We start from the raw sequence: 19539 nt of genomic DNA, 5'->3' as shown, positions 1-19539 counted from the left end.
CGAATGATAATGATTATTATTGCGATGCGTTCTCGGGGCGTCCTCAGACAAACCGGAAAGCACGACATTGCTCACATTGCTTCCAGTATTACTTAGCCAGCTCGGGTGCTGGCTTTTTTTTTGCCCGCCGCATTATTCAACCCAGCTCATCATCCGCAAAACGCTTGTTCACCTTTTTTGAACAGAGGCGTGAAGTTTTTCAGCTATCAATAGGTTCGCCTCAGGTTCAGACTGTTTTAAAACATTGAGGAGAACTGAACATGATTTACTTACGCAAAGCAGAAGAACGCGGCCACGCGAATCACGGCTGGCTGGAAAGCTGGCATACCTTCTCTTTCGCCAGCTATCACGACGCCAGTTTTATGGGCTTTTCAGCGCTGCGCGTCATCAACGAAGACATCGTTGCGGCCGGGCAGGGTTTCGGTACGCACCCGCACAAAGATATGGAGATCCTGACCTACGTGCTCTCCGGCACCGTCGAGCATCAGGACAGCATGGGCAATAAAGAGCAGATCCCGGCGGGCGAATTTCAGATCATGAGTGCGGGCACCGGCGTGCGTCACTCTGAGTACAATGCCAGCAGCAGCGATCCGCTGCATCTTTATCAGATCTGGATTATTCCAGAGCGTACCGGCATCGAACCGCGTTACGCCCAGCGCCGCTTCCCGGACGTAAAAGGACGTCAGTTTGTGCTGACGCCGGACGCCCGTGAGGGATCGCTGAAGGTCTATCAGGATATGACGCTGTTGCGCTGGGTCTTCAGCGCAGGTGAAAAAGATGAGGTCGCTATCGAAACCGGCCGCCGCGTCTGGGTGCAGGTGGTTAAAGGCGAGATTCGCGTCAACGGCGATACTGCCCGTACCAGCGACGCGTTTGCCGTCTGGGATGAGGCGAGCGTAACCCTGGAAGCCAGCAGCGACGCCGAAGTACTGCTGTTCGATCTGCCGCCGGTTTAAGCGGTGACGGGGCGCGCACAGTCGCGCCCGGTTTACAATTCTCCCGCTGAATAGTGATAGACTCATCGTAATTGTGACCCTGGGCGCATACGATGAAGAAAAAAAGACCGGTATTACAGGATGTTGCCGATCGTGTCGGCGTAACGAAAATGACCGTCAGCCGCTACCTGCGCAATCCTGAGCAGGTTTCCGCGCCGCTGCGCGACAAGATTGCCGTCGCGCTTGATGAGCTGGGCTACATCCCCAACCGCGCGCCGGATATGCTCTCCAACGCCACCAGCCGCGCCATCGGCGTACTGCTGCCCTCGCTGACCAACCAGGTGTTCGCCGACGTACTGCGCGGCATCGAAGCGGTAACCGACGAGGCGGGCTATCAGACGCTGGTCGCCCACTTCGGCTACAGCCCGCAAAAAGAGGAGCTGCAGCTGCGTTCGCTGCTGGGCTGGAACATCGACGGCGTCATTCTCACCGAGCGCACCCATACGCCCGCCACGCTGCGCATGCTGGAAGTGGCGGGCATTCCGGTGATTGAGATGATGGACAGCGTCTCGCCGTGCCTCGATATGGCGGTAGGCTTCGATAACGTCGAGGCGGCGCGCCAGATGACGCACGCTATCCTGCGCAAAGGGCATCGCCATACGGTTTATCTGGGCGCGCGTCTTGATGAGCGCACCCTGCAGAAGCAGCAGGGCTACGAGAAAGCGATGCGCGAAGCGGGGCTGGAGCCGCGCAGCGTGATGATGGAAGAGGCCTCTTCCTTCAGCGCGGGCGGCATGCTGTTGTGCGAGGCGCAGCGTCGCTATCCGCAAACCGACAGTCTGTTCTGCACCAACGACGACCTTGCGGTCGGCGCGATGTTCGAATGCCAGCGCCAGGGATTAAAAGTTCCGTCGCAAATGGCGATCGCCGGCTTTCACGGCCATGATATTAGTCAGGTTGTGACGCCGCAGCTGGCGACCGTCCTGACGCCGCGCGAACGCATGGGACGCGAAGCGGCCGCCATGCTGCTGGCGCGTATCAGCGGCGATTTCAGCGTCTCCGCGCCGCTGGATATCGGCTTTGACATCAGCGAAGGCGGCAGCATCTGAATCTGGCATTTTTATGAGTCAGCTCACACTTTCGTGCTTTTCCGGCTAAACAGGGTTGCCAGCCTGAAGTGGGCTTAACACAATGGCAACCAGCATTGTTATCGGTAACATTGGCGAATTTACCTGCCGGAGCAGAAAAATGACTACTCAATCTTCGTCGCATCACGTCTTTATTCTGATGGGCGTTTCAGGCAGCGGAAAGTCCGTTGTCGCTAACCAGGTTTCCCACCAGCTCAATACCGCGTTTCTTGACGGCGATTTTCTTCATCCGCGCGCCAATATTTTAAAAATGGCTGATGGCCATCCGCTGGACGACAACGATCGTCAGCCGTGGCTACAGGCGCTCAACGACGCCGCGTTTGCCATGCAGCGTACCCAGGCGATCTCCATTATCGTCTGTTCCGCGCTGAAAAAGCGTTACCGCGATATTCTGCGTCAGGGCAACGACAACCTGCGCTTTATCTACCTCAAGGGCGATTTCGATACCATCGAATCTCGCCTGAAGGCGCGCAAAGGTCACTTCTTTAAACCGCAGATGCTGGTGACGCAGTTCGCCACGCTGGAAGAGCCGGGTGCAGACGAGCCGGACGTGCTGACGGTCGATATCAATCATTCAGTTGACGAAGTTGTTGCGGCTACGGTTGCGGCTATCGGGAAAGCCATCAACAAGGGTTAGTCATGAGTACCGCAACGCTGGTGTTAACTGCAGCAGGCTCTGTCCTGCTGCTGCTTTTTTTGGTGATGAAAGCGCGGATGCACGCGTTTGTCGCGCTGATGCTGGTCTCGATTGGCGCAGGTGTCTGCTCTGGCATGCCGCTAGACAAGATCGCGGACACCATGCAGAAAGGGATGGGCGGCACGCTGGGCTTCCTGGCTATCGTCGTCGCGCTGGGCGCGATGTTCGGCAAAATCCTGCATGAGACGGGCGCGGTCGACCAGATCGCCATCCGCATGCTGAAAACCTTCGGCGAAAGCCGCGCCCACTACGCTATGGGCATCGCCGGCCTGATCTGCGCGCTGCCGCTCTTTTTTGAGGTGGCGGTGGTGCTGTTGATCAGCATCGCGTTCGCCGTGGCGCGCCGCACCCACGATAACCTGGTGAAGCTGGTGATCCCGCTGTTCGCCGGCGTGGCGGCCTCGGCGGCCTTTCTGCTGCCGGGCCCGGCGCCGATGCTGCTCGCCTCGCAGATGCATGCCGACTTCGGCTGGATGATCCTGCTCGGCCTGTGCGCCGCCATACCCGGTATGCTGATCGCCGGTCCACTGTTCGGTTCGCTGATTGCGCGTCACGTGACCTTTAGCGCGCCACCGGAAGATCATCAGCCGGACGTCGACGCGGCGAAGCTGCCGTCGTTCGGCTTCAGCCTGGCGCTGATCCTGTTTCCGCTGATGCTGGTGGGGCTGAAAACCATCGGCGCGCGCTTTACCGAGCAGGGCTCCTCGCTGTACGAGTGGCTGGAGTTTATCGGCCATCCCTTTACGGCGATCCTCATCGCCTGCCTGGTGGCGATTTACGGGCTGGCCTACCGTCAGGGCATGGATAAAGAGAAGGTGATGCAGGTGTGCGGCAGCGCGCTGCAGCCTGCGGGCATTATTCTGCTGGTGATCGGCGCGGGCGGCGTGTTCAAGCAGGTGCTGGTCGATTCCGGCGTCGGCCCGGTGCTGGGCCATGCGCTGACCGGCGCGGGGCTGCCCGTCGCGCTGGCCTGCTTTATTCTTTCCGGCGCGGTGCGCGTGATTCAGGGGTCGGCCACGGTCGCCTGCCTCACTACGGTCGGACTGGTGATGCCGGTGATTGAACCGCTGCACTACAGCGGCGCGCAGCTGGCGGCGCTCTCTATCTGCATCGGCGGCGGCTCCATCATCATCAGCCACGTTAACGATGCGGGCTTCTGGCTGTTCGGCCGCTTTACCGGCGCCACCGAAGGAGAAACCCTGAAGACCTGGACGCTGATGGAGACCATCCTCGGCACCGTGGGCGCCATTGTCGGTATGATCGCCTTTCAGCTACTGTCGTAAATCAAAGCCGTCACGCCTGCGTGACGGCTTCTCGCTTAAACCTCGAAAAACTCAACTTTGCCGCCGGACAGATGGTACATGCTGCCGACGATTTTGATTTTTTTCTGCTCTTCCAGCTGCTTCAGCACCGGGCTGTTGTTACGAATGCTTTCGATGGTCAGCTCGACGTTTTTCCGCGCCACCGCGTCGACGAAATCGTAGTTGCTGCCGCTACGCTCGCCGCTGTAGACGGTTTTCTCGATGGCCGGCTTAATCTCCTCCAGCAGGCCGGTCAGGTTGCCCAGCTCCGCGTTATCGATCGCGCCGCGCACCGCGCCGCAGCGCGTATGTCCCATTACCAGCACCACCTTCGCGCCGGCAACGGCGCAGGCGAACTCCATGCTGCCCAGCATATCGCGGTTGCTGATATTGCCGGCGACGCGCGCGTTGAAGGTTTCGCCGATACCGGCGTCCAGCACAATCTCAGCGGGCGCGCGCGAGTCGATGCAGCTCAGGATCACCGCCGCCGGATACTGACCGGCACTACTGTTGCGCTTCTGCGCCAGGTAATCATGTTTTACCGGACGGTTTTCGCGAAAGCGCAGGTTGCCCTGCTTGAAGTGGGCGATGACTGCGTCCGGCGTCATGGCGTCGCGCTCCTCTTTGCTCAGCGAGGCGGCGAAAGAGAGGGTCGGCAGGCCCAGCGCGCCGACGCCGGTTACGGAGAGCGCGGAGAGCGCCAGCGTTTTCTTCAGTATGGATCGGCGGGCAGGCTGGGTGGGTTGAGCGGTTTTCATGGTGTGGTCCTGGTATGAAATTAACGGTTAAACGGCGCGATAATACGCAGCGAAACATTAATCAACCCAAAACCACACTAAGATAAAGGCTATTTGCGGCGAGGCGCTACAGCTTGAGGTAGACGCGAATACCGTCCAGGAACATCTGCGTCGCCAGCATAATCAAAATCAGTCCCATCAGGCGCTCCAGCGCGTTGACGCCCTTGTCGCCCAGCAGCCGTAAAAACAGCCCCGACAGCAGCAGAATCGTCACCGTGACGCCCCAGGCGATCAGCAGCGCGCCGACGAGATGCCCCATCTGGTTAGGATACTGATGCGACAGCAGCATCAGCGTGGCGAGCAGCGACGGGCCGGCGACCAGCGGGATCGCCAGCGGCACCAGAAAGGGCTCTTCGCCCGCAGGCAGGCCGCTGCTGCTGCTTTCGTCCGACGGGAAAATCATGCGGATGGCGATAAGAAACAGGATCACGCCGCCGGAAATAGAGACGGTCTCGGTGCGCAGATTAAGGAAAGTCAGAATACGTTCGCCCGCGAACAGAAACAGCAGCATCAGTACCAGCGCAATCAGCAGTTCGCGGATCAGCACCGCGCGCCGCCGCTTCGGCTCCAGATGCTTGAGCACCGACATAAAAATCGGCAGGTTGCCCAGCGGATCCATAATCAGCAGCAATAAGATGGTCGCAGAAATCATTTCAGTCATTTTTTTGGTTTTTCCTTTCATCCCGACGCGGGGTTATTAGCTGCGCTGCTGAAAAAGTTGGCGCAATCGAATTAATTCACTTGCCAGAAAAGCTGCATTTTGTAGAGTTGTTGGTCACAGGTAAATCCATTTATGACGCAGAGCGGAGTGAAAACCCATTCCGTTCTTCCCTTCGGTAAGCAGGTCGGCCCTTATCGCTGACTGAGACGGACAGAAAATGAAGAATGTAGGTTTTATTGGTTGGCGCGGTATGGTCGGCTCCGTGCTGATGTCGCGCATGAGCGAAGAGCGTGATTTTGACGTTATCAATCCGGTCTTCTTCTCCACTTCGCAACTGGGACAGGCGGCGCCGACGTTTGGCGGCAAGTCCACCGGTGCGCTGCAGGATGCGTTTGATATCGAGGCGCTCAGGGCGCTGGATATCATTATCACCTGCCAGGGCGGCGATTATACCAGTGAAGTCTACCCGAAGCTGCGCGCCAGCGGCTGGCAGGGCTACTGGATTGACGCGGCCTCGACGCTGCGCATGAAAGACGACGCCATCATTATTCTCGATCCGGTCAACCATCAGGTGATCCGTCAGGGCCTCGACAAAGGCGTCAACACCTTCGTCGGCGGTAACTGCACCGTGAGCCTGATGCTGATGTCGCTGGGCGGCCTGTTTGCCCAGGATCTGGTGGAGTGGGCCTCTGTCGCCACCTATCAGGCGGCGTCCGGCGGCGGCGCGCGGCATATGCGCGAACTGCTGACCCAGATGGGCATGCTGCATAACCACGTCGCCACCTCGCTGCAGGATCCGGCGTCGGCCATTCTCGACATCGAGCGCAGCGTCACCGAGCTGACCCGCTCCGGCACGCTGCCAACCGATAACTTCGGCGTGCCGCTGGCCGGCAGCCTGATCCCGTGGATCGACAAGCAGCTCGACAACGGGCAGAGCCGCGAAGAGTGGAAAGGCCAGGCGGAAACCAACAAGATCCTCGGCACCACGCACACTATTCCTGTCGACGGCCTCTGCGTGCGCGTCGGCGCGCTGCGCTGCCATAGCCAGGCGTTTACCCTGAAGCTGAAAAAAGATGTGCCGCTGGCGGAAATCGAACAGCTGCTGGCATCCCACAACGAGTGGGTGAAAGTGGTGCCGAACGACCGCGAGCTGACCATGCGCGAGCTGACGCCTGCGGCGGTAACCGGCACGCTGACCACGCCGGTCGGCCGCCTGCGCAAGCTCAATATGGGTCCGGAGTATCTCTCCGCCTTTACCGTTGGCGATCAGCTGCTGTGGGGCGCGGCCGAGCCGCTGCGCCGCATGTTGCGTCTGTTGGTCGACTAAAACAAAACACTAAGCGAGGCCGGGATGTTCCCGGCCTTTTGCCTGATTATTCTGAAATAAGTCAAACCGCTTAGCGTCCGTAAGTGATCGGCTTCCCTTTTTTACGTCCCCGCCAATAATTTTTCGCTTTCCGGGCTGGCAACCTGCAAGCCCAAGCTATGATTTAACAATGATGTGCCGGTTGTTGACTGTTTTGCATTTCGCACTGAATAGTTGTTGTACACGGCAAAGTTATTTACCACGGAGCGGTTCCCTTTCTCTGCCGTTGTACGCATGGCTCAATGAAGAGCAGCGCACCTGATGCGTGGCATAAGCCGCGCTCATTTCGCCTGCCACATAATCACAGGAAGAAAGTCATGTCAGAGCTTCCCGATCGCCTGGCGATCAATGCCCTGTTTGCGGGTAATTACGCCGATCCCTTCGCCTTGCTGGGGATGCACCAGACAGCCAACGGGCTGGAAGTCAGGGCGCTGCTGCCCGACGCTTCGGAAGTATGGGTAATAGAAACCAACACCGGGCGCAAAGTCGCCAAGCTGAAATGTCTCGATTCGCGCGGCTTTTTCAGCGCGGTGGTGCCGCGCCGTAAGAACATGTTTCGCTACCAGCTGGCGGTGAACTGGCACGGACAGCAGAATCTGATCGACGACGCCTATCGCTTCGGGCCGCTGCTGCAGGAGATGGACGCCTGGCTGCTGGCGGAAGGCACCCATTTGCGCCCCTACGAAACCCTGGGCGCGCACGGCGCGGTAATTGACGACGTGCACGGCACGCGCTTTAGCGTCTGGGCGCCTAACGCGCAGCGCGTCTCGGTGGTAGGCGATTTCAACTTCTGGGACGGCCGCCGTCATCCGATGCGCTTCCGCCGCGAAATGGGCATCTGGGAGCTGTTTGTGCCCGGCGCGTACAATGGCCAGCTCTATAAATTCGAAATCGTCGATAACAGCGGCCAGCTGCGTATTAAAGCGGACCCTTACGCCTTCGAGGCGCAGATGCGCCCGCAAACCGCCTCGATGATCTGCGGCCTGCCGCCGAAGGTCGAGATGGCCGAAGAGCGTAAAGCGCGTAACGAGTTCGACGCGCCGATCTCCATCTACGAGGTGCACCTCGGCTCGTGGCGTCGCCACACCGAGAATAACTTCTGGCTCAGCTACAAAGAGCTGGCGGAGCAGCTGGTGCCCTACGTCAAAGAGATGGGCTTCACCCATATCGAACTGCTGCCGATCAACGAACATCCCTTCGACGGCAGCTGGGGCTATCAGCCGCTCGGCATGTATGCGCCGACGCGCCGCTTCGGCACGCGCGACGAATTCCTCTATTTCATCAACGCCGCGCACGAAGCGGGCCTGAACGTGCTGCTCGACTGGGTGCCGGGCCACTTCCCCAGCGACGATTTCGGCCTGGCGAAGTTCGACGGCACCGAGCTTTATGAGCACAGCGACCCGCGCGAAGGCTATCATCAGGACTGGAACACCCTGATTTATAACTTTGGCCGCCGCGAAGTGAGCAACTATCTGGCGGGCAACGCGCTCTACTGGCTGGAACGCTACGGCATCGATGGTTTGCGCGTCGACGCCGTGGCCTCGATGATCTACCGCGACTACAGCCGTGCCGAAGGCGAATGGGTGCCGAACCACTACGGCGGTCGGGAAAATCTCGAAGCTATCGCCTTCCTGCGTTACACCAACCGCACGCTGGGACGCGCCGCGCCAGGTACCGTCACCATCGCCGAAGAGTCCACCGACTTCGACGGCGTGTCGCGTCCGCCGGAATCGGGCGGCCTCGGCTTCTGGTACAAGTGGAACCTGGGCTGGATGCACGACACCCTCGACTACATGAAGCTCGACCCGATCTATCGCTGCCATCATCACGACCTGATGAGCTTCGGCATGATGTACAACTACACCGAAAACTTCGTGCTGCCGCTCTCTCATGACGAGGTAGTGCACGGCAAAAAGTCGCTGCTGGACCGCATGCCGGGCGATCCCTGGCAGAAGTTCGCTAACCTGCGCGCCTACTACGGCTGGATGTGGGCCTTCCCCGGCAAAAAACTGATGTTTATGGGCGGCGAGTTCGCGCAGGGCAAAGAGTGGAACCACGACGTCAGCCTTGACTGGCATCTGCTGGAGGGCGCCGATAACTGGCACCACGGCGTGCAGCGGCTGGTGCGCGACCTTAACCACACCTATCAGCATTACGCGCCGATGCATCAGCTCGATTTTGACCCGGCCGGCTTTGAGTGGCTGGTGGTCGACGATCGCGAAAACTCGGTCTTCGTCTTTGTGCGCCGCGACCGCGACGGCAACGAGATTATCGTCGCCAGCAACTTTACGCCGGTGCCGCGCCACAACTACCGCTTCGGCGTTAATCAGGCGGGGAACTGGCGTGAGGTGATCAACACCGATCAGCACAGCTATCACGGCAGCGATACGCGCAACCCGGTGGTGCATACCGACGAGATCGCCAGCCACAACCGACCGCAGTCGCTGTCGCTGACGCTGCCGCCGCTGGCGACAATCTGGCTGGTGAAGGAGGCGGAATGACGCTGCTTCCGGGACGTGCTGAGCCGCCAGGCGCCAGTTACGACGGCAAGGGCGTTAACTTTACGCTCTTCTCCCGGCATGCCGCGCGCGTCGAGCTTTGCCTGTTCGACCAGGGCAAAGAGCGACGCTTCGATCTTCCGGCGCGTACCGGTGATATCTGGCACGGCTATGCGGCCGCGCTAAAACCGGGTCAGCGCTACGGCTTCCGCGTTCACGGCTCCTGGGCGCCGGAACGCGGACACCGCTTTAATCCCGCCAAGCTGCTGGTCGATCCCTGCGCCCGCGCGGTTGAGGGCGAGGTCACAGACGACCCGCGTCTCTACGGCGGCATTGAGCAGCCTGACGAGCAGGACAGCGCCGCCGTGGCGCCTAAATCGCTGGTGGTGGCGGAGGACTTCGACTGGGAAGGCGACGTCGCCCCGCGCACGCCCTGGGGCAACACAGTTATTTATGAGGCGCACGTCCGCGGGTTAACGCAGCGACATCCGGAAATTCCGGAATCGCTGCGCGGGACTTACGCCGCCCTCGGCCATCCTGTTATGGTGAATTACCTGCGCCATCTCGGCGTCACCGCGCTGGAGCTGCTGCCGGTGGCCCATTTCGCCAGCGAGCCGCGCCTGCAGCGCCTCGGATTAAGCAACTACTGGGGCTACAACCCTTTTGCGCTCTGGGCCGTCGATCCGCGCTACGCCTCGCAGGAGAGCGCGTCGCCTCTGCAGGAGTTTCAGCAGGCGGTGAAGGATCTGCACGCGGCGGGCATCGAAGTGCTGCTGGACGTGGTGTTCAACCACACCGCCGAGCTGGAGGAGATCGGCCCGACGCTGTCGCAGCGCGGCGTCGATAACGCCAGCTACTACTGGCTGAGCCCGCAGGGCGAATATGAAAACTGGACCGGCTGCGGCAATACTCTGAATCTCAGCGATCCCGAGGTGATGAACTGGGCGCTGGAGGCGCTGCGCTACTGGGTGCGCGTCTGCCATGTCGACGGCTTTCGTTTCGATCTGGCACCGGTGCTGGGGCGCACGCCCGATTTCTCAGCGCACGCGCCGCTGTTCGAGGCGATCAAAGCCTGCCCGCTGCTCTCGCAGGTCAAGCTGATCGCCGAACCCTGGGATATCGGGCCAGGCGGCTATCAGGTCGGCAACTTTCCGCCGCTGTTCGCCGAGTGGAACGACCATTTCCGCGACGATATGCGGCGCTTCTGGCTGCATCGCGACGTCAGTAACGGCGCGTTCGCGCGCCGCTTCGCCGCCTCTAGCGATCTGTTCCAGCGCGATGGCCGACTGCCGCACGCCGCGGTTAATCTGATCACCGCGCACGACGGCTTTACGCTGCGCGACGTGGTGAGCTTTAACCATAAGCATAACCAGGCTAACGGCGAGGATAACCGCGACGGCAGCAACGGCAATTTCAGCTACAACCACGGCGTAGAAGGGCTGCGCGCCAGCTTCGACGTGATCGAACGCCGTCGCCTGAGCACGCATGCGCTGCTGACGTCGCTGCTGCTGGCGCAGGGCACGCCGATGCTGCTCGCCGGCGACGAGCGCGGCCACAGTCAGCACGGCAACAACAACGCCTACTGTCAGGATAATATCCTGGCCTGGCTCGACTGGCAGGAAGAAGAGAGCAGTCTGGTGGATTTTACCGCCGCCCTGATTCGTTTGCGTCAACAGATCCCGGCGTTAACCGCCGATCGCTGGTGGCAAGAGGGCGACGGCAATGTGCAGTGGTTCAATGCCAGCGGCAGACCACTGCAGCGAGAGGAGTGGGAGCAGAAGGCGCACAGAATGCAGATCCTGCTCTCCGGCCGCTGGTTAATAACAATAAACGCCACGGATTCGGTGAGTGACATCGCCTTACCAGACGGAGAATGGCGTGCCGTTCCTCCTTTCGCCGGGGATGACAACCCCATTTTGTCGACTGTCTGGCATGGTCCCGCACACGGCGTGTGCGTGTTCCAAAAGCAATCATAAGGAGTCAGACATGGTTAAGTTAGACAGAACCGATCACCTGATGCTGGCCCGCCAGCTCCCTACACAGACGGTTGCGCTGATCCTCGCCGGGGGAAGAGGTACGCGCCTGAAAGACCTGACCGCCAAACGCGCCAAGCCAGCGGTGCATTTTGGCGGCAAGTTTCGCATCATCGACTTTGCGCTTTCCAACTGCATTAACTCCGGTATCCGCCGGATCGGCGTGATAACGCAGTACCAGTCGCACACGCTAACGCAGCACGTTCAGCGTGGCTGGTCTATCTTCAACGAAGAGATGAACGAGTTTGTGGATTTGCTGCCGGCGCAGCAGCGCACCTTAACCGAACACTGGTATCGCGGCACCGCAGACGCCGTGACCCAGAACCTCGACATTATTCGGCGCTATCAGGCGCAGTACATCGTGATTCTGGCCGGGGATCATATTTATAAAATGGACTATTCGCGCATGCTGCTCGACCACGTCGACGCCAACGCGAAGTGCACCATCGCCTGCCCGTGCCGCTGCACGAAGCGACCGCCTTTGGCGTGATGGCGGTGGATGAAAATAATAAAGTGATCGACTTTGTAGAGAAGCCGTCGCAGCCGCCCGCCATGCCCGGCGACGATACGCAGGCGCTGGCCAGTATGGGGATCTATGTGTTTAACGCCGATTATCTCTATCAGCTGCTGGAGGAAGATCTACAGGAGCCTAATTCTAACCACGACTTCGGCAAAGATATTCTACCGAAAGTGGTAGCGAGCGGCGAAGGGTACGCCCATTCGTTTACGCTCTCCTGTGTGCAGCAGGATGAAAGTTCGCCGCCCTACTGGCGTGATGTAGGGACGCTGGAAGCCTACTGGCGCGCCAACCTCGATCTGGCATCGGTGACGCCGGAGCTGGATATGTATGACCATACCTGGCCGATCCGAACCCATATGGAGCCGTTGCCGCCCGCCAAGTTCGTGCAGGACCGTTCGGGTAGCCATGGCATGACGATGAATTCGCTGATCTCCGGCGGCACCATCATCTCCGGCTCGGTCGTGGTGAATTCGGTACTGTTTCCACGCGTGCGCATTAACTCGTTTTGCAATATCGATTCCGCCGTACTGCTGCCGGACGTGGTGGTAGGACGCTCCTGCCGCCTGCGTCGCTGCGTGATCGATCGCGCCTGCGTGCTGCCGGAAGGCATGGTGATAGGAGAGAATCCTGACGAGGATAGTCGTCGGTTTTACCGTTCAGAAGAGGGTATCGTTCTGGTCACACGCGCCATGCTTGCCAGGCTGGCCAGCGCGTAGACGGCAACGATAAAAAGCACCATATAATCGACGCGAGGATCGCGCCCGATCACTTATTAAGAGGCCGAGGATGCAGGTTTTACATGTCTGTTCAGAACTTTTTCCGCTGCTAAAAACCGGCGGGTTGGCTGATGTTGTTGGGGCATTGCCGCAGGCGCAGATTGCGGATGGTACGGATACGCGGGTGCTGCTGCCCGCTTTTCCAGATCTGCTTAAAGGGATCCCCGAAACGGAGGTGGTGGCCGAGTTGCAGACTTTCGCCGGTCCAACGCGGCTGCTGTTTGGCCATTTCAACGGCGTCGGCATCTATCTGATCGACGTGCCGGCGCTCTACGATCGACCCGGCAGCCCGTATCACGATACGTCGCAGTTCGCCTATGTGGATAACTATTTGCGCTTCGCGCTGCTTGGCTGGATGGGGTGCGAAATCGCCAGCGGGCTGGACACTTACTGGCGGCCCGATATCGTTCATGCGCACGACTGGCATGCGGGGCTGACCTGCGCCTATCTGGAGGCGCGCGGACGTCCGGCAAAGTCGGTATTTACCGTCCACAACCTGGCCTATCAGGGGCTGTTCGACGCGCGCCATCTGGAAGAGATCCAGCTGCCGAGATCCTTCTTCGACATGCACGGGCTGGAGTTCTACGGGCAGATCTCCTATCTGAAGGCGGGTCTCTTCTTCGCCGATCACATCACCGCCGTCAGCCCGACCTATGCGCATGAAATCACGCGCCCGGAGTTCGGCTACGGCATGGAATCGCTGCTGGAGCAGCGGCTGCGCGAAGGGCGTCTGAGCGGCATTCTTAACGGCGTCGATCCCGGCATCTGGGATCCGGCGCACGATCTGCTGCTGAGCGCGCGCTATAACCGCGACACGCTGGAGGCGAAGGCCGAGAACAAACGGCAGCTGCAAATCGCCATGGGCCTGAAGGTCGACGACAGCGTGCCGGTGTTCGCGGTGATCAGTCGCCTGACGCGGCAAAAAGGGCTGGATCTGGTGCTGGAAGCGCTGCCTGGCCTGCTGGCGCAGGGCGGACAACTGGTGCTGCTCGGACAGGGCGATGCGGAGCTGCAGCAGGGCTTTCTCGCGGCGGCGGCGGAGCATCCCGGCAGCGTCGGCGTGCAGATCGGCTATCACGAAGCCTTCTCGCACCGCATCGTCGGCGGCGCGGACGTTATCATGGTGCCGAGCCGCTTTGAACCCTGCGGCCTGACGCAGCTCTACGGCCTGAAGTATGGCACGCTGCCGCTGGTGCGGCGCACGGGCGGCCTGGCCGATACGGTTAACGACAGCTCGCTGGAAAACCTGGCTGACGGCATCGCCAGCGGATTCAGCTTTGAAGACAGCAACGCCTGGTCGCTGCTGCGGGCGATTAGACGTGCTTTTGTATTGTGGTCGCGGCCTTCTCTCTGGCGTTACGTTCAGCGACAGGCGATGGGGATGGATTTCAGTTGGCAAGTGGCCGCGCAGGCCTACCGCGATCTTTACCAACGTTTGCTGTAATCAGAGACTGGGATAACTGATATGAATGCTCCTTTCACCTATACGTCGCCGACACTCACGGTCGAAGCGCTGAAACACTCGATTGCCTATAAGCTGATGTTTACCATCGGCAAGGATCCCTCCGTGGCGAACCAGCATGACTGGCTCAACGCCTCGCTGCTGGCGGTGCGCGACCGCATGGTGGAGCGCTGGCTGCGCTCCAGCCGCGCGCAGCTGTCGCAGGATGTCCGTCAGGTCTACTACCTGTCGATGGAGTTTCTGCTGGGCCGGACGTTAGGCAACGCGTTGATGGCGATGGGCATTTATGACGATCTCAATCAGGCGCTGGACGAGATGGGATTAAACCTGGCCGATCTGATGGAAGAAGAGAACGATCCCGGCCTCGGCAACGGCGGCCTCGGGCGCCTGGCCGCCTGTTTTCTCGATTCGCTCGCCACGCTGGGTCTGCCGGGACGCGGCTATGGCATCCGTTACGATTACGGCATGTTTCGGCAGAATATTATCGACGGCGAGCAGAAAGAGTCGCCCGACTACTGGCTGGAGTACGGCAATCCCTGGGAGTTCCAGCGTTACAACACGCGCTACAAAATACGTTTCGGCGGCCGCATTCAGCATGAAGGGGCGAAGGTGCGCTGGCTGGAAACTGAAGAGATCGTCGCAATGGCGTACGATCAAATCATCCCCGGCTTCGACACCGACGCCACCAATACGCTGCGCCTGTGGGGCGCGCAGGCGAGCAACGAAATCAACCTTGGCAAATTCAACCAGGGCGATTACTTTGCGGCGGTAGAAGATAAAAACCACTCGGAAAACGTCTCCCGCGTGCTCTATCCCGACGATTCCACCTATTCGGGACGCGAGCTGCGTCTGCGCCAGGAGTATTTTCTGGTTTCCGCTACGGTGCAGGATATCCTCAACCGCCACTGGCAGATGCACAAAACCTGGTCCAACCTCGCGGACAAGATCGCCATCCACCTGAACGATACCCATCCGGTGCTGGCGATCCCGGAGCTGATGCGTCTGTTAATCGACGAGCACAAATTCACCTGGGACGATGCGTTCGAAGTGACCTGCCAGGTTTTCTCTTACACCAACCATACGCTGATGAGCGAGGCGCTGGAAACCTGGCCGGTGGAGATGATCGGCAAGATCCTGCCGCGCCATCTTGGCATTATTTTCGAAATCAACGACTACTTCCTGAAGACCATTCAGGAGTACTACCCGGACGACTGGGATCTGCTGTCGCGCATCTCGATTATCGATGAGAACAACGGCCGTCGCATTCGCATGGCGTGGCTGGCGGTGGTGGTGAGCCACAAAGTCAACGGCGTCTCCGAACTGCACTCCAACCTGATGGTGCAGTCGCTGTTCGCGGATTTCGCGCGTCTCTTCCCGGGCCGTTTCTGCAACAAGACCAACGGCGTAACGCCGCGTCGCTGGCTGGCGCTGGCCAACCCGGCGCTGTCGGAGCTGCTGGATGAAGAGATTGGCCGTACCTGGCGCACCGATCTTAGCCAGCTTGCCGAACTTAACCAGCAGATCGACTATCCGGCGTTTATTGAGAAGGTGGCTGACGTCAAGTTCGATAACAAGCGTCGCCTGGCGGACTGGGTGGCGAAGAATATGGATGTGGTGCTGGATCCCAATGCCCTGTTCGACGTGCAGATCAAGCGTATCCATGAATATAAACGTCAGCTGCTGAACGTGCTGCACGTGATTACCCGTTATAACCGCATCAAAGCCGATCCGGGCGCCGACTGGGTGCCGCGCGTCAATATCTTCGCCGGCAAGGCGGCTTCGGCCTACTATACCGCCAAGCACATTATTCACCTGATCAACGACGTGGCGAGCGTGATCAACAACGATCCGCAGGTGAAGAACAAGCTGAAGGTGGTGTTTATCCCGAACTACAGCGTCAGTCTGGCGCAGATCATTATTCCGGCGGCGGATCTTTCCGAACAGATTTCCACAGCGGGCACCGAGGCATCGGGCACCAGCAATATGAAGTTCGCGCTCAACGGCGCGCTGACCATCGGCACGCTGGACGGCGCCAACGTCGAGATGCTGGAGCACGTCGGCGAGGAGAATATCTTTATTTTCGGTAACACCACGCCGCAGGTTGAAGCCCTGCGCAGCAGCGGCTACAACCCGCGTAAATATTACGAAGAGGATGCCGAGCTGCATCAGGTACTGACGCAGATCGCCTCCGGCGTGTTCAGTCCGCAGGAGCCAGGCCGCTACCGCAATCTGTTCGATTCGCTGGTGAACTTCGGCGACCACTATCAGCTGCTGGCGGATTACCGCAGCTATGTGGATACCCAGGATAAGGTGGATGAGCTTTATCGCAAGCCGGAAGAGTGGCAGCGCCGCGCGGCGTTGAATATTGCCAATATGGGGTATTTCTCTTCGGACCGGACCATCCAGGAGTATGCGGATGAGATTTGGCATATTAAGCCAGTGAGGCTTTAGCGGGTTCCCGCCCGCTGGCGGGGTTGCCTGCTGCGCAGGCGGGCTTAGGTTCGCTGCGCGAACCGGCTCAGAGCGGCGTTTCGCCCGCTGGCGGCGCAGGATTCGCTCGCCTGGCATCAGTGCAGGTTTCGTTCGCCCGATAACTGGGCAGTTTCATTTTGCCCGCTGCGGGCGACCGAGCAGGGCCGGTAGGCGCCAGCCCTGCACCCGCGCCCCGGGCCAGCTCACCCGCCCGCTGCGCGGGTCCCTTCGCTTCGTCAGGATTTCTGACGGACCGCGCAGGACAGGCCGTCCTGGCCTGGCCCGCGCTTTCGGCGACGTCCTGTCGCCTCATCCTGAAATCCTTCCTCCGCTCAGCGGCTGCGATGGCCCCTACACCCCCGCTGTACGTCCCAATTTCTGAAGGCGCAACTTCGTTGCTGAAAGCTCAAACCATGCGTTCAGACGACGCCGTTGTTAATAAAAAATAAGGAAATTACAGGCGAGGGGTTGGTAGAGGCATCCGATACGCTGAGGCGCGCACGGCGGCCAGGACGAGCCGACAGGACGTCGGCGAGAGGGAGGGCCAGGCCAGGACGGCCTGTCCCGACGGGTCCGTGCGGCCGACGTAAGCAACGAAGGTACCGCGCGGAGCGCGGCGTGGAGGCTGCCGGAAGCCGGGATTGTTAAGGGGCTGGCGAGCCCCTTAACACGCACGCCAGCAGCGGAGCGGCTGAAACTCCCTGACGTTTGGCGGGCGGAACCCGCTCATAGCGAGTTCGCGCAGCGAACACAAGCTCGCCTGCGCAGCAGGCAAAAAAATGGGGCCGAAGCCCCGTTGATCTTATTTAACTCGCCAGCGACAGGCTGGGCTTCTGGCTGTGCGTCGCCAGCCACTCCGCTACGCGCGCCTGCTGCGCCTCGTTCAGCCACATCCCTTGCTTGGTGCGGCGCCAGATAGCGTCATCCAGCTCGCGCACCCACTCGTTCTGCACCAGATAGCGCAGTTCGGCTTCATAAAAGTCGTGACCGAAGTTCTCGCCCAGATCCTCAAGGCGCGTCGCGCCGTCGAGCAGCGTCTCGGTGCTGCTGCCGTAGGTGCGGGCGAAGTGACGCGCCATACCTTCGGTAATAAACGGATAACGACGACGCAGGCTGGCGGCGTAATCTTCACGCGTACCGGCGATATCGCCGCCCGGCAGCACGCAGTTTTTCGTCCATGCCGGACCGGCATTGGGGAAATATTTCGTCAGCTTCTCCAGCGCATGTTCCGCCAGCTTACGGTAGGTGGTCAGCTTGCCGCCGAACACCGACAGCAGCGGCGCCTGGCCGTTGTCGTCGCGCACATCCAGCGTATAGTCGCGGGTAATCGCCTGCGGCGAATCGGACTCGTCATCGCACAGCGGACGCACGCCGGAGTAGCTCCAGACTACATCGTCATGCACCAGCTGCTTTTTAAAGTGGCTGTTGTAAATTTTAAGCAGATAGTCGATCTCGCTGTCGTCGATTTTGACGTTCTTCGGATCGCCTTTGTACTCGACGTCGGTGGTGCCGATAATCGAGAAGTCATCCATCCAGGGAATAACGAACACGATACGGTTGTCTTCGTTCTGCAGGATGTAGGACTGCTTCTCGTTGTGCACGCGCGGCACCACGATATGGCTGCCTTTAATCAGGCGAATGCCGTACGGTGACTTCAGCTTCAGGCCGTCGTCAAACAGCTGTTTCACCCACGGGCCCGCCGCGTTCACCAGCGCTTTGGCGCGCCAGGTATAGGTTTTGCCGCTGTCGACATCTTCCGCTTCCACCATCCACAGGTTGTTCTCACGCCAGGCGCGCGTCACGCGGGTACGGGTGCGCACTTCGCCGCCGCGCTTCACCACTTCCTGCGCGTTCAGCACCACCAGACGGGCGTCGTCCACCCAGCAGTCGGAATATTCGAATCCGCGCGTGATTTCCGGCTTGAGGGCCGAATCCGCGCCAAAACGCAGGCTTTTACTGCCCGGCAGGCTGGTGCGCTTGCCCAGGTGATCGTATAAAAACAGGCCGGCGCGAATCATCCATGCCGGACGCAGATGCGGGCGATGCGGCAGACGGAAGCGCATCGGGAAAGCGATATGCGGCGCCATCTTCAGCAGCACTTCGCGCTCGGCCAGCGCTTCGCTGACCAGACGGAATTCATAGTGTTCGAGGTAGCGCAGGCCGCCGTGAATCAGCTTTGAACTGGCGGAAGAGGTCGCGCAAGCCAGGTCCCGCGCCTCCAGCATTAGCACTGACAGGCCGCGTCCTGCAGCGTCTGCTGCAATGCCGGCACCGTTGATGCCGCCGCCGATCACGATCAGGTCTTTGGTTTCCACGTCATCTCCTCCGATGTTCGGAATAGTTCATTAATGTTCGTTTTCGAGCATAATCATAATCGCAAACCAACATTGATGCCAGTGTTTAACGCGGTAAAAACATTTTTGCGTGATATAGCTAACATTCTTGTTGAGAAATAAATACAAACCCGGACGCTTTGTCAGGTTATTGGGGCTGCTTATCGGGTTACACTAGGCGGTAATTGTGTCGTCTTAACGAGAGAATCATGGAAACCTTCGAATGCATTAACGTTCAGCAGGCCAGCGAGCATCTGGCGCAAGGCGCGCAGCTGGTCGATATTCGCGATCCGCAGAGCTTCGCGCTTGGTCATGCGGAAAACGCCCTGCACCTGAGCAACGGCAACCTTAACGCCTTTCTGGCCAGCGCCAGCCGCGAGCTGCCGGTGCTGGTGATGTGCTACCACGGCAACAGCAGCAAAGGCGCCGCGCAATATCTGCTGAGCCAGGGCTTTAGCGCCGCCTACAGCATCGACGGCGGCTTCGACGCCTGGCGCGCCGCGTTTCCGACTCAGGTTGTCGCCGGCGGCGAGTGAGCCG

General features: G+C 59.8%; 13 protein-coding genes and 1 pseudogene. 11 read left to right on the top strand and 3 right to left on the bottom strand.

The window, feature by feature from the left end; genetic code table 11:
- Positions 1–260 precede the first annotated feature (260 nt).
- From JS46_RS16570 to gntU, 4 genes are all read left to right on the top strand, one after another.
- A complete protein-coding gene (locus tag JS46_RS16570) occupies positions 261–956 on the top strand; it encodes a pirin family protein (protein ID WP_033753181.1) in 696 nt (231 codons plus the stop codon).
- Positions 957–1048: 92 nt separating this feature from the next.
- The gene (gntR, locus tag JS46_RS16565) at positions 1049–2044 is read left to right on the top strand and encodes a gluconate operon transcriptional repressor GntR (RefSeq protein ID WP_033753178.1); all 996 of its coding nucleotides are present in this window, start codon (positions 1049–1051) and stop codon (positions 2042–2044) included.
- A 139-nt stretch (positions 2045–2183) separates the two neighbouring features.
- Positions 2184–2720, top strand: a complete 537-nt coding sequence (gene gntK, locus JS46_RS16560) for a gluconokinase (protein ID WP_033753176.1) — start codon at positions 2184–2186, stop codon at positions 2718–2720.
- A gap of 2 nt (positions 2721–2722) precedes the next feature.
- Positions 2723–4063 carry a gluconate transporter gene (gntU, locus tag JS46_RS16555; RefSeq protein WP_033753173.1) on the top strand — a complete coding sequence of 447 codons (1341 nt, stop codon included), beginning with the start codon at positions 2723–2725 and terminating at the stop codon, positions 4061–4063.
- A 35-nt stretch (positions 4064–4098) separates the two neighbouring features.
- Here gntU and JS46_RS16550 read toward each other — a convergent pair whose 3' ends face one another.
- On the bottom strand, positions 4099–4839 hold the full coding sequence (locus JS46_RS16550) for a carbonic anhydrase (RefSeq protein ID WP_033753170.1): 741 nt from the start codon (positions 4837–4839) through the stop codon (positions 4099–4101).
- A 106-nt stretch (positions 4840–4945) separates the two neighbouring features.
- Positions 4946–5539, bottom strand: a complete 594-nt coding sequence (locus JS46_RS16545) for a YhgN family NAAT transporter (RefSeq protein WP_033753533.1) — start codon at positions 5537–5539, stop codon at positions 4946–4948.
- 217 nt (positions 5540–5756) lie between these two features.
- On the opposite strand from JS46_RS16545, the gene asd reads away from it, so the two are divergent.
- From asd to glgP, 6 genes and pseudogenes are all read left to right on the top strand, one after another.
- Complete coding sequence (gene asd / locus JS46_RS16540) at positions 5757–6866, top strand: aspartate-semialdehyde dehydrogenase (RefSeq protein WP_033753167.1); 1110 nt, start codon at positions 5757–5759, stop codon at positions 6864–6866.
- A gap of 356 nt (positions 6867–7222) precedes the next feature.
- Positions 7223–9406 (top strand): 1,4-alpha-glucan branching enzyme, encoded by a 2184-nt coding sequence (glgB, locus tag JS46_RS16535; RefSeq protein WP_033753164.1) that lies wholly within the window; start codon positions 7223–7225, stop codon positions 9404–9406.
- Entirely contained in the window at positions 9403–11379 is a 1977-nt protein-coding gene (gene glgX, locus JS46_RS16530; protein WP_033753161.1) for a glycogen debranching protein GlgX, read from the top strand. Before glgB ends, glgX begins: the two co-directional genes overlap by 4 nt.
- 10 nt (positions 11380–11389) lie before the next feature.
- Positions 11390–12672 (top strand): annotated as a pseudogene (glgC, locus tag JS46_RS22935) (glucose-1-phosphate adenylyltransferase).
- Between the two features lie 70 nt (positions 12673–12742).
- On the top strand, positions 12743–14176 hold the full coding sequence (gene glgA / locus JS46_RS16520; protein ID WP_033753158.1) for a glycogen synthase GlgA: 1434 nt from the start codon (positions 12743–12745) through the stop codon (positions 14174–14176).
- A gap of 21 nt (positions 14177–14197) precedes the next feature.
- Positions 14198–16645 (top strand): glycogen phosphorylase, encoded by a 2448-nt coding sequence (gene glgP / locus JS46_RS16515; protein ID WP_033753156.1) that lies wholly within the window; start codon positions 14198–14200, stop codon positions 16643–16645.
- Between the two features lie 827 nt (positions 16646–17472).
- Here glgP and glpD read toward each other — a convergent pair.
- Positions 17473–18981, bottom strand: coding sequence for a glycerol-3-phosphate dehydrogenase (glpD, locus tag JS46_RS16510; RefSeq protein ID WP_033753155.1), 1509 nt, complete (start codon positions 18979–18981; stop codon positions 17473–17475).
- A 227-nt stretch (positions 18982–19208) separates the two neighbouring features.
- On the opposite strand from glpD, the gene glpE reads away from it, so the two are divergent.
- Entirely contained in the window at positions 19209–19535 is a 327-nt protein-coding gene (gene glpE / locus JS46_RS16505; protein WP_033753152.1) for a thiosulfate sulfurtransferase GlpE, read from the top strand.
- Positions 19536–19539 lie beyond the last annotated feature (4 nt).

The sequence above is a fragment of the Pantoea sp. NGS-ED-1003 genome (assembly GCF_000738765.1).
GTDB lineage: Bacteria > Pseudomonadota > Gammaproteobacteria > Enterobacterales > Enterobacteriaceae > Pantoea > Pantoea septica.
The sequence above is the reverse complement of the archived record's forward strand: the minus strand, read 5'-3'. Positions and strand labels throughout refer to the sequence as shown.